An 11,250-nucleotide genomic window follows, 5' to 3' on the forward strand; every position below is an offset into this window, starting at 1 on the left:
GTGACGACAGCGACGCGCGGGCGCTGCGGCTGCGCATCTCCCAGCCCGCGGGAGAGAAGTCGGAGAGCGCCCGCTTCGAGGCCCCTTCCCCTCTCGACGCGCTTCGCGTGATGGCCATGGGATGGACGCTCACCTCACGCCCGTGCGCGCTTCCGCTTCTCGCGGTCGGGGTCTTCGCCTACGACCTCATCGACGGCTTCGAAGCCCTGCCGCCGGCGCGCGAAGACGCCCTCGGCTACCCGGATTTCGTGTTCTGGCTGCCGGAGCGCATGGTGGTCATCGATCATCGAGAGAGCAGCACCACCGTGGTGTCGCTCGCGTTCGGCGGTCCCGCAGGCGAGCGTGCGCATGCCGACGCGGTCGCATCCATCGAGGCGCTGTCTCGGGCATGTGACGAAGCCCAGGGCGTGGCGCCGGCGAGCGCTCCCGCCAGTGCCAGTGCGGCGCCCGCGCCCGCCGTCGATATCGACGACGCCGCGTTCCGCCAGGTCGTGTCGCGCGCCCGCGAGCACGTCGTGGCGGGTGACGTCTTCCAGATCGTCGCCTCACGCACGTTCAGCGCCCCCTGCGCCGATCCGCTGGCGGCCTACGCCCGCTTGCGCGCGCTCAACCCGAGTCCGTACATGTTCTACGTTCGCCGCGATGAGGACACGCTGTTCGGCGCATCCCCCGAGACGTGCGTCAAGGTGAGCGGCGGGCGGGTCGAGATCCGCCCCATCGCGGGCACACGACCGCGCGGTAGGGTCGGGGGCGTGGTCGATGACGATCTCGACAGTCGCTACGAGGCCGAGCTGCGCACCGATGAGAAGGAGCTGGCCGAGCACATGATGCTCGTCGATCTCGCCCGCAATGACGTGGCGCGGGTGAGCGAAGCCGGCACGCGGCGCGTCGATCGCCTGCTCACGGTCGAGCGCTACTCGCACGTCATGCACCTCGTCTCGTATGTGAGCGGCCGTCTCCGCGCCGGATATGACGCGCTCCATGCCTACGCGGCGAGCATGAACATGGGCACCCTCGTCGGCGCGCCCAAGGTGAAGGCGGCGACCCTGCTGCGGGGGCTCGAGGCCACCCGGCGCGGGCCCTACGGCGGCGCTGTCGGTTACGTATCGTGTGACGGCGAGATGGACTCGGCCATCATCATCCGCAGCGCCCTCGTGCGCGACGGGGTGGCCCACGTGAGGGCCGGCGCGGGCATCGTCTACGACTCCGACCCGCAGGCGGAAGCGATGGAGACCCGTCGCAAGGCCCAGGCCGTGATCACCGCCCTCGGTGCGGCAGGGGAGGCCGGATGAACGTTCTCTTCATCGACAACTTCGATTCGTTCACGTTCAACCTCGTTGACGAGCTGCGCAAGCGGGGCTGCCAGGTCGACGTGTGGCGCAACGACCTTAGCGCCGAGCAGGCCCTCGCCCTGGCCGAAGCCATGCCCGCGCCGCGCATGATCGTGCTCTCGCCAGGCCCCGGTGCCCCAGGGGAGGCTGGTTGCTGCGTTCCCCTGGTTCGCCTTGCGGCCGGGCGGGTTCCGCTGTTCGGCGTGTGCCTCGGGCACCAGGCCATGGTCGAGGCGCTGGGGGGAGAGGTGGGGTCTGCGGGGGCCATCGTGCACGGCAAGACCTCGCCCATGGTTCATGACGGGACCGGGGTGTTCGCGGGGCTGCCCAGCCCCATGGCGGTGGGGCGCTACCACTCGCTCGCCGCGCTGCGCCTGCCGTCCTCGCTGCGGATCACGGCACGGGTGGGTGATGTGGTCATGGCCGTCGAGCACGTCTCGCACAAGCTCGTCGGGGTGCAGTTCCATCCGGAGTCGATCCTCACGCCGGAAGGTGGGCGTCTGCTCGAGAACGTCATGCGCTGGGGATCTGCGTCGTGATGATCGCCACGCTGCTCGAGGGGCACGAACTGTCTGAGGCACAGGCCGAGGAGATCTTCGCGCGTCTCGTTGCGGGTCAGCTCAGCGAGGTCGAGACGGCGGCGCTGCTGGTGGCGCTCAAGCTGCGCGGGGAGAGCCCGGCCGTGATGGCGGGCGCGGCCCGCGCCATGCGTGCGGCCGCGGGCACCTTCGAGGCCGGCATCGCCGTGGCCGACAGCTGCGGCACGGGGGGCGACGGTGCCCACACGTTCAACGTGTCCACCGCAGCGGCCCTGGTGGCCGCGGAGTGCGGGGTGCCCGTGGCCAAGCACGGCAACCGCTCGGTGTCGTCGCGCTGCGGTTCGGCCGACGTGCTCGAGACCCTGGGCATCGACCTCGAGGCGTCGGCAGATGCCTCGCGTCGGGCGCTGGCCGATGCCGGGGTCTGCTTTCTCTACGCGCCGGCCTGGCATTCCGGTCTGCGTCACGCGGCACCCGTGAGGCGTGCCTTGGGGGTTCGCACGGTCTTGAACCTGCTCGGCCCCCTCGTCAATCCTGCGCGTCCCCGCTGGCAGGTGGTGGGCGTGTATGACGCGCGATGGTGCGTGCCGATGGCGGAGACCCTGGGCCGTCTCGGCTGCGCGTCCGCGCTTGTGGTGAACGGCGATGGGCTCGACGAGATCGCCCTCCACGGGCCGACCTCCGCGGCGCTGCTGCGTGACGGAGATGTGCGCGCGCTGACGTTCACCCCGCACGATGCCGGCCTGCCTGTGTACGGGATCGAGCGCCTCGCGGGGGGCGATGTGGCCGAAAATGCCCAGCTGCTCACCGATCTGCTACAGGGGCGCGGCGACGAGGCGCACGTGGCCGCGGTGGCCATCAACGCGGGCGCGCTGCTCTGGGTGGCCGGGCAGGCCGCCGACCTGGCTGAAGGAACCGCGCGCGCGCTTGACGTGCTGCGCACCGATCGGGCGTGGCTGCGCTTCGAGCGCTGGAGGGAGACGCTGCGTGGCACTCGCTGAGATCGTGGCGCGCAAGCGCACTGATGTGGCCGAGCGCATGCGAGTGCGGCCCCTCGAGACCTTTCGCGAGCATCTCTCGCCCTCTGAGCGATCGCTCTCGGGCGCGCTCACCGAGCGTGGCACGGGCTTCATTCTCGAATGCAAGAAGGCCTCGCCCTCGCAGGGGCTCATCCGCTCGGCGTTCTCTCCGGCCGATATCGCCCGCGTCTACGCGCCGCACGCCTCGGCCATCAGCGTGCTCACCGACGGCCCCTACTTCGGCGGCAGCTTCGACGATCTGCGCGCTGTGCGCGAAGCGGTGAACCAGCCCGTTCTGTGCAAGGACTTCGTGGTCGACCCGTACCAGGTCTACGAGGCGCGCTCGCACGGCGCCGATGCCGTTCTGCTCATGCTCAGCGTGCTTGACGACGCGACCTACGCGCAGTGCGCCATCGCCGTTCGCGCGCTGGGCATGGAGGCCATCACCGAGGTGCACGACGCCGACGAGATGACCCGCGCGCGCCACCTGGGCGCGGCCATTGTGGGCATCAACAATCGCAATCTCAAGACGCTCGAGGTCGATCTGAGCGTGACCGAAGCGCTCGCTCCGATGCGACCGCCCGGCGCGCTGCTCGTGAGCGAGTCCGGTCTGGCAGGGCATCATCATGTCCGGCGGCTCCGCCGCCACGTCGACGCCTTTCTGGTGGGCACGGCACTCATGCGCGCACCGGACCTGTCGGTTGCGGTGCGCGAGCTGCTCTACGGGCGGGTGAAGGTGTGCGGTCTCACGCGCCCCGCGGATGCCCAGCTTGCCGCGCAGGCGGGCGCGTCGTGGGGCGGTCTCATCTTTGCGCCAGAATCTCCGCGCTGCGTCTCTCTCGACACCGCCAGGTCCGTTCGAGAAGCCGAGCCCGGCCTCGCCTGGGCAGGGGTGTTCGTGAACCGGCCCGCGGCAGAGGTGGCCGAGACGGCCCGCGCCCTGGCCCTCGACGCGGTTCAGCTTCACGGCGAGGAAGATGAGGCCGCTGTTGCGGCCGTGCGGTCGGCCCTGTCGCCAGAGATCGAGGTGTGGAAGGCGGTGCGCGTGCGCGAATCCATTCCCCGCATCGAGGAGGCTGACCGCGTGCTTCTCGACGCCTTCGTGAAGGGCGCTCGTGGCGGCACGGGGCAGACCTTCGACTGGTTGCTGCTCGAGGGGATCTCTGACCGAGATCGACTCATCGTGAGCGGTGGCCTCACTCCCGAGCGTGCCCAGGCGGCCGATGACCTGGGGGCGTGGGCGCTCGATGTCTGCTCCGGCGTCGAGGTCAGTCCTGGCGTGAAGAGCGCGGCGGCGCTGCATCGGTTCTTTGCCGCGCTGCGGAGCAGACTGGAGGCGATACGATGAAGACACAGACCCGGTTTGGTGAATATGGGGGCGCGTACGTGCCCGAGATACTGCTGCCCGCGCTTGAGGAGCTCGAGGCCGCCTTTCTCGAGGCACGTGAAGATCCCCTCTTCCAGGCCGAGCTCACCGATCTGCTCACCCACTACGCGGGACGTCCCACACCGCTCTATCGATGTCGCAACCTCTGCGCAGACACGCCGGTGCGCATCTGGCTCAAGCGCGAAGACCTGCTGCACGGGGGCGCCCACAAGACCAATCAGGTGCTGGGCCAGGGCCTGCTCGCCCGCCGCATGGGCAAGGCCCGCATCATCGCCGAGACCGGCGCGGGGCAGCACGGAGTGGCCACCGCTCTGGTCGGCGCGCTGCTGCGCATTCCCACACGGGTCTACATGGGGGCGCGCGACGTCGAGCGCCAGCGTCTCAACGTCTTTCGCATGCGCCTGATGGGGGCCGAGGTGGTGCCTGTCGAGAGCGGCGCGCGCACGCTCAAGGACGCCATCAACGAGGCCATGCGCGACTGGGCCGGATCGTACGAGACCACGCACTACATGCTGGGAACCGTGGCGGGACCCCATCCCTTCCCCTTGATGGTGCGCGACTTCCAGCGCATCATCGGACGTGAGGCGCGCGAGCAGTTCCTCGCTTTCGAGGGAACCCTGCCGGATGCCGTCATCGCGTGCGTGGGCGGAGGGTCGAACGCCATGGGCATCTTCAGCGATTTCATCGACGACGCAGGGGTTCGCCTCATCGGGGTCGAGCCGGCGGGGCGCGGTGAGGGCGTGGGTGAGCACGGCGCCACGTTGCAGCGCGGTCGTCCGGGCGTGCTGCACGGCGCCCGCACCTACCTGCTGCAAGATGACCAGGGCCAGATCACCGAGACCCACTCGGTGGCGGCGGGTCTCGACTATCCCGGCGTGGGCCCGGAGCACGCCTTCCTGCGCGACAGCGGTCGCGCCGAGTACGTGGGCGTGTCTGACGAAGAGGCGCTGTGGGCCTTCGGCGAGCTGGCGCGCAGCGAAGGCATTCTGCCCGCCCTCGAGTCTGCCCACGCCGTGGCCTGGGCGGTGAAGATGGCGCGCAAGGCCACCGCCCCGTCGCAGATCGTCGTGAACCTCTCGGGGAGAGGCGACAAGGACGTGGAGCAGGTGAGCCGCATCCTCGAAGCGCGCGGCGGTCTGCTGGAGGGCGCGCGCGAAGGAGACAAGGCATGAGTCGATATCCTGCGATGTTCAAACGGCTGCGAGCCGAGAGCGCAGCGGCGTTCATCCCGTTCGTGGTGCTGGGCGATCCGGATCTGAAGACCTCTCGTGAGATCATCGAGACGTTGATTTCCAGTGGTGTTGACGCGCTCGAGCTTGGCATCCCGTTCTCCGATCCGATTGCCGATGGCCCCACCATCCAGCAGGCCGCCGTGCGCGCGCTCGAGGGCGGGGTCACGCCGCAGCAGTGCTGGACCCTGCTCGAGGAGGTGCGTGCCGCGCACCCCGACGTTCCCATCGGGCTGCTGGTCTACGCCAATCTCGTTGCGCATGCGCGGCTCGATCGGTTCTATGCGCGCGCCGCCGAGGCCGAGCCGTTCGCGCAGGCCGCGCGCGACGCAGGGGTCGATCCGGTGCTCATCGCGCCGCCCAATGCCTCAGACGATCGCTTGCGACGCATCGCCGCGCTGTCGGCGGGGTATACCTACGTCGTGACCCGGGCGGGTGTGACCGGGGCCGAGCAGGCCGCCACCCTCGACCGTGGGGCCGTCATCGAACGTCTCATCGCGCACGGCGCGCCGCCTCCGGTGGTGGGCTTCGGCATCTCCACGCCTGAGCATGTGCGCGCGGCCCGCGCCCTGGGTGCCGCGGGCGCCATCAGCGGCAGCGCGGTGGTGGCACGAATCTCCGAGCACCTCGGCGACCCCGCGCGCATGCACGACGCGCTCTCCTCGTTCGCGCGGCAGATGCGCGCGGGCGCGCGGTAGGACAAGGCCATGCCTGCCGAGACCCCTGCGCCCCCGACACGCAGGCACCTGCCACGGCTGAGCGACTATCCTCGCGATGTCGAACACCCGTCACGCCTTGCGGCGTGGCTCGAGTCGCGCGATGAGCACGCCCAGAGCGAGGCGCACGACCACACGAAGCCCTGGTACCAGGTGCTGTGGCTCACCGGTGTCGACTACTTCTCGACCCTGGGCTATCAGCCCGGCATCGCGCTGCTCGCGGCGGGCGCCCTGTCGCCTGTGGCCACCCTGGTTCTCGTGCTGGCAACGCTGTTCGGCGCGCTGCCCATCTATTCGCAGGTGGCGCAGCGGTCGTACGCCGGACAGGGCTCCATCGCCATGCTGGCGCGCATGCTCAACGGGTGGGCGAGCAAGCTTGCGGTGCTCGTGCTCATCGGGTTTGCCAGCACCGATTTCGTCATCACCATGACCCTTTCGGCCGCAGATGCGGCCCAGCATCTCGTGGAGAACCCGTTCGTGCGAGAGCGCCTGGGGGAGTTTCATGGCAACATCATCGTGACCCTCGCCATGCTTGCGCTGCTCGCCGCCGTCTTTCTCAAGGGCTTCTCCGAGGCCGTGGGGGTGGCGGCCTTTCTCGGGGTGCCCTACATCGTGCTCAATCTGGTGGTCGTGGGGGCGTGCCTGCGCGAGATCTTCGTGTATGAGCCCGACCATCTCGAGCTGTTCCGCAAGGCCCTGTTCGCCCCGTCACACCCGACCTGGAGCGCGGTGCTGCTCGCCTCGACCCTCGTGTTTCCCAAGCTTGCGCTTGGATTGAGCGGTTTCGAGACCGGTGTCTCGGTGATGCCCCATGTGAAGGGCTCGGCCGACGACGTGCCCGGTGAACCGCCCCACGGGCGCATCCGCGCCACGCGAGCGCTGCTGCTGGCGGCGGCGCTCATCATGAGCGTGATGCTGCTGCTCACCAGCTTCGTCACCACGGTGCTCATCCCCGAAGAGGCGTATCGACAGGGCGGCCCCGCCGCGGGACGCGCGCTCGCCTATCTCGCGCACAAGCTGCTGGGCGAGGGGTGGGGAACGGTGTACGACATCTCCACGATTCTCATCCTCTGGTTCGCGGGGGCCTCTGCCATGGCGGGAATGCTCAATCTCATCCCGCGCAACCTCCCCCGCTTCGGCATGGCGCCGCACTGGGTCGAGTACACCCGTCCGCTCGTGCTCGTGCTCTTCTTCATCGATGTGCTCGTCACGCTCATCTTCCGTGCTGACGTGGAGGCCCAGGGAGGCGCGTACGCCACCGGCGTGCTCGTGCTCATGCTCTCGGCCGCCATCGCCGTCTCGCTGTCGCTGTGGCACGAGGGGCGGAAGGTTCTGAGCACCTATTTCTGGGGGGTCTCGGCGGTGTTCGCCTACACCACCGTGGTGAACGTCATCGAGCGACCGGATGGCGTGGTGATCTCGTCGGTCTTCATCATCTCGATCATCGTGCTCAGCATCATCTCGCGCTGGAAGCGGGCGACCGAGTTGCGCGTGGAAGACTTCATCCTGGCCGATGAGACCTCCGCGACGATGTTCCACGAGCTCGTGGGCAAGAAGGTCAACCTGGTGCCCGTGGGGGCGAACACCCCCGAGAACCGGGCGCGCAAGACCGCGTTCATCCGCGGGCACTACCAGGTCGAGGGCCCACTGGCGTTCCTGCACGTCGAGATGTCTGATGACCGAAGCTCGTTCACCCACGAGATGGTCATGCGTGTGCGCCAGGTCGACAGCGATTTCCTCATCGAGATCGAGGGCGCGGTGGCCATCGCGAATACCATTGCCTACGTGAGCGAGTCCATCGATCCCATCGGCATCTATGCGTTCCTCACGCGGCAGAGCCCGCTGCGCCAGTCGCTTGCCTTTCTCTTGTGGGGAGAGGGCGAGACCGCGGTGCTGCTCTATCAGATATTGCTGCAGTACTGGAACTGGACCCCGGGCGATGACGTGCGCCCGCTGATCTACATCATGAGCGACTGAGGGCGTCGCGCGGCCGATGCCGAAGGGAGCGAGGCGTGGCGACGCGAAGCGCCGTGCTCAGGAGGATACGACGCTGAAGCCCGCATTCGATGTCTCGTTGCCCCTCGAGAAGGCGTGCACCCCACCGGCCGCGTGGTACACATCGCCGGAGGTGGCGGCCCGCGAGCGCGCCGTCATCTTCTCGCGAAGCTGGCACTATGCCGCGCCCTCTGCGTGGCTGCGGGCACCGGGAGAGTTCACCACGGTCTCGGTGGCGGGCGAGTCGCTGCTCATCGTGCGCGGTCAGGACGGCGTGCTGCGCGCCTTCTCGAATGTGTGCCGGCATCGCGCGAGCCCCGTGGCCACAGTGGCCCGCGGCGCCTGCAAGGCCTTCCGCTGCCCCTATCACGGCTGGACCTACGGCACCGATGGCGCGCTGCACGTGGCCCCCGAGTGCGAGGGGGTCGAAGACTTCGACCCGAGAGCGGTGCGCCTTCCCGAGGTGGCGGTTGAAGAGGCGGCTGCCTCGCCGATGCACCCCCGCCGTTTCTCTCAGATGCGCTGCGACATCGCCTGTGCGATGGCACCGAGGGGCTGGTTCACGTTGACCGTCGCACGTATGTGGTCGAGAGCAACTGGAAGGTCTACATCGACAACTACCTCGATGGCGGCTATCACATCCCGCGCCTGCACCCGCTGCTGCATCGCTTCCTCGACTACGCCTCGTACCGCACCGAGCTGGGTGACGGGTGGAACGTGCAGCACAGCGCCACCCGCCAGGCTGAAGATCCGAGCAACGCCCCCGGGGTGGGCGAGCTGCGTGCCGGGGTCGACGCCGAGTACTACTGGCTCTTCCCGAACTTCACGGTGAACCGCTACGCTGGGATCATCGACACGAACCTCGCGCTGCCCACGGGGCCGGATTCGTGCGAGGTGGTCTTCGACTACTGGTTCCCCGCGGACACGCCAGACGAGGTGGTGGCCCGCAGCATCGCGGTGAGCGAGCAGATCCAGGCCGAAGACCGCGATATCTGCGCCAAGGTGCAGCGCAACCTGCACTCGCGGTTCTTTGATACAGGGCGCTACTCGGTGCGTCGCGAGGGCGGCGAGCACCAGTTCCATCAGCTGCTGGCGCGGGCCCTGGAGGAGACCTGAGCGTGCTGTTCCTCGACTCCGCCTCTCTCGAAGAGGCGCAGGCAGCCGCGGCGCACCCCTACTTCGGGGGGCTGTCGTTCAACCCCACGCTGCTGGCTCGCGCCCTCGGCACCGACGTGGTGACGCGTGAGCGGTTCATCACCCATCTGCGGGCGCTGGCCGACGTCACCCATGGCCGTCGCCTCTACGTGCAGCCGGTGGCGCACGATACCGAGGGCCTGCTGCGCGACGCGCGCGATATCCTCGAAGTGGTGAATCCGATACGCGTGGTCATCAAGCTGCCGTACACGCCCGATGGGCTGCGCGCCATGCGCAACCTCGCCGATCGCGGAATCAACACCTGCGTCACCTCCATCTTCACACCGCTGCAGGCCTATGTCGCGGCGAGCACGGGGGCGACCTGGATCGCGCCGTACTGCAATCGCATCACCGCCGCTGGAGGCGATGGCGTGGAGACCGTGCGCGCCATCGGACAGCTGCTGCGCGCCCATCGGCTCGAGTGCCAGCAGCTGGTGGCGAGTGTCAAGTCTCTGGCCGAGATGGAGGCTGTGCTCGCCACCGGCCCCTGCAAGGTCACGGTTCCGCTTTCGCTGTTCGAGGAAGCCGGTCGTCACGCCATGAGCGATGCCGCCGACGCGCGCTTCGAGCAAGATCTGAGATGGGCAGGATTCTAGGCTTCGTGTACATGCGTTCAGCGTCTCTCATCGTCATCGTGGTCGTGGTCGCCGCGCTCTCGGGCGCGCCGGTCGATGCCCAGCCCTCGGCGCGCACCGCGCTGCCGACGGTGCGCGCGAAAAAGGTCGACGGCGAGACCGTGAAAGACTTCGTAGGATGTTCGTTCGCCTGCGCCTCGTCGTGGAAGACGCGGGTCAGCGCGTCGATCTCCCCGAAGGGCGCGCTCCGCTATGACGCGTCACGCCTGTCTGATCTCGATGGCAGCACGGCCTGGGCCTCGAAGGGCAAGGGCGAGTGGCTCGAGGTCGTGTTCGAGGGGAAGAAGGACGTCGCCTCGTGGACGGCGCCGCTGCGCGGCTTCCGCGTCGTGAACGGCTACGCGAAGTCGCCCGCCGCCTGGCGCGCCAACAGCCGGGTGAGGTCGATGCGCCTCGACTACAACGGTCGGTCCCGATGCCGGGTGACGTTGCTCGATACGCCTGACGTGCAGAGCGTCACGTTCCCGGAGATCGCCGTGCACGCGGGCGATCGCCTTCGCCTCACCATCGATGAGGTGTACCCAGGCGCCTCGTCGCCTGACACGTGCATCAGCGAGATCATTTTTGACGGGGCTCACTGACGGGATTTCACCGCGCCCTCGTCAGCAGCAGCGCGACACCCCGTTGTAGCGCCGCGCCTGCGACGCGCGCATCGCCTCTCCCTCGTCGAGTCCGCAGGCGCAGCGAATGCCCAGCATGCCGCGCATGAAGGCGCGGATCTCTTGCCAGGTGGGCCAGCGCAGAACGATCTCGTCGTTGCTCATGCCGAGCGCCTGGACGGCGTGATGGGGGCCTCCGCCAGGGCGTGCTCACGGCCGTCGCTGCGGCGGTATCGGTGACAGACCCGCAGCACGTCGAGCACCACGATCCAGGCCACGATGGCGAACACCACGGCCATCCCGGCGTTGAGGCGGGCGTTGAAGATCTGGGCGGTGGTCGCGGTGATGTCGGCGGATTCGGTGAAGGATGCCAGCTTCGTCTCGAGCGCGCGTGCCTGGGCCAGGAAGCCCACGCGCGGACTGGCGTCGAAGACCTTCTGCCAGATGGCGGTCTGGGTGGTGGCCAGCAGCCAGGCCAGGGGCAAGGCAGTGACCGCGCACATCGCACCACGCCCCATCTTGAAGAGCACCGCCGTGCACAGGCAAAGGGCGATGACGGCGAGGGTCTGGTTGGCGATGCCGAACAGGGGCCACAGGCTGTTGATG

12 protein-coding genes are annotated in these 11,250 nt (G+C 68.6%); 11 read left to right on the plus strand and 1 reads right to left on the minus strand.

The window, feature by feature from the left end; translation table 11 throughout:
* The 11 genes from EB084_10890 to EB084_10940 all read left to right on the plus strand — a co-directional run.
* On the plus strand, positions 1 to 1,292 hold a 1,292-nt coding region (locus EB084_10890), incomplete at its 5' end, for an anthranilate synthase component 1 (protein NDD28759.1).
* On the plus strand, positions 1,289 to 1,870 hold the full coding sequence (locus tag EB084_10895; GenBank protein ID NDD28760.1) for an aminodeoxychorismate/anthranilate synthase component II: 582 nt from the start codon (positions 1,289 to 1,291) through the stop codon (positions 1,868 to 1,870). The genes EB084_10890 and EB084_10895, both read left to right, overlap by 4 nt.
* A complete protein-coding gene (gene trpD, locus EB084_10900) occupies positions 1,870 to 2,871 on the plus strand; it encodes an anthranilate phosphoribosyltransferase (GenBank protein ID NDD28761.1) in 1,002 nt (333 codons plus the stop codon). Before EB084_10895 ends, trpD begins: the two co-directional genes overlap by 1 nt.
* Positions 2,858 to 4,237 (plus strand): bifunctional indole-3-glycerol-phosphate synthase TrpC/phosphoribosylanthranilate isomerase TrpF, encoded by a 1,380-nt coding sequence (gene trpF / locus EB084_10905; GenBank protein ID NDD28762.1) that lies wholly within the window; start codon positions 2,858 to 2,860, stop codon positions 4,235 to 4,237. Before trpD ends, trpF begins: the two co-directional genes overlap by 14 nt.
* Complete coding sequence (gene trpB / locus EB084_10910) at positions 4,234 to 5,448, plus strand: tryptophan synthase subunit beta (protein ID NDD28763.1); 1,215 nt, start codon at positions 4,234 to 4,236, stop codon at positions 5,446 to 5,448. Before trpF ends, trpB begins: the two co-directional genes overlap by 4 nt.
* Positions 5,445 to 6,203: a tryptophan synthase subunit alpha gene (trpA, locus tag EB084_10915; protein ID NDD28764.1), complete on the plus strand. Its 759-nt coding sequence runs from the start codon at positions 5,445 to 5,447 to the stop codon at positions 6,201 to 6,203. Before trpB ends, trpA begins: the two co-directional genes overlap by 4 nt.
* Before the next feature lie 57 nt (positions 6,204 to 6,260).
* Positions 6,261 to 8,198: a hypothetical protein gene (locus EB084_10920; protein ID NDD28765.1), complete on the plus strand. Its 1,938-nt coding sequence runs from the start codon at positions 6,261 to 6,263 to the stop codon at positions 8,196 to 8,198.
* Between the two features lie 16 nt (positions 8,199 to 8,214).
* Positions 8,215 to 9,048, plus strand: a complete 834-nt coding sequence (locus tag EB084_10925) for a Rieske (2Fe-2S) protein (protein ID NDD28766.1) — start codon at positions 8,215 to 8,217, stop codon at positions 9,046 to 9,048.
* A complete protein-coding gene (locus tag EB084_10930) occupies positions 8,739 to 9,332 on the plus strand; it encodes a hypothetical protein (protein ID NDD28767.1) in 594 nt (197 codons plus the stop codon). The genes EB084_10925 and EB084_10930 overlap by 310 nt, the downstream gene beginning before the upstream one ends.
* On the plus strand, positions 9,329 to 10,006 hold the full coding sequence (locus EB084_10935) for a hypothetical protein (protein ID NDD28768.1): 678 nt from the start codon (positions 9,329 to 9,331) through the stop codon (positions 10,004 to 10,006). The genes EB084_10930 and EB084_10935 overlap by 4 nt, the downstream gene beginning before the upstream one ends.
* 5 nt (positions 10,007 to 10,011) lie before the next feature.
* Entirely contained in the window at positions 10,012 to 10,626 is a 615-nt protein-coding gene (locus EB084_10940) for a hypothetical protein (protein ID NDD28769.1), read from the plus strand.
* Positions 10,627 to 10,805: 179 nt separating this feature from the next.
* Here the strand turns inward: EB084_10940 and EB084_10945 are convergent.
* Positions 10,806 to 11,250 (minus strand): carbon starvation protein A (locus tag EB084_10945; protein ID NDD28770.1); only part of this gene is annotated, 445 nt, incomplete at its 5' end.

This window comes from Pseudomonadota bacterium, from assembly GCA_010028905.1.
GTDB lineage: Bacteria > Vulcanimicrobiota > Xenobia > RGZZ01 > RGZZ01 > RGZZ01.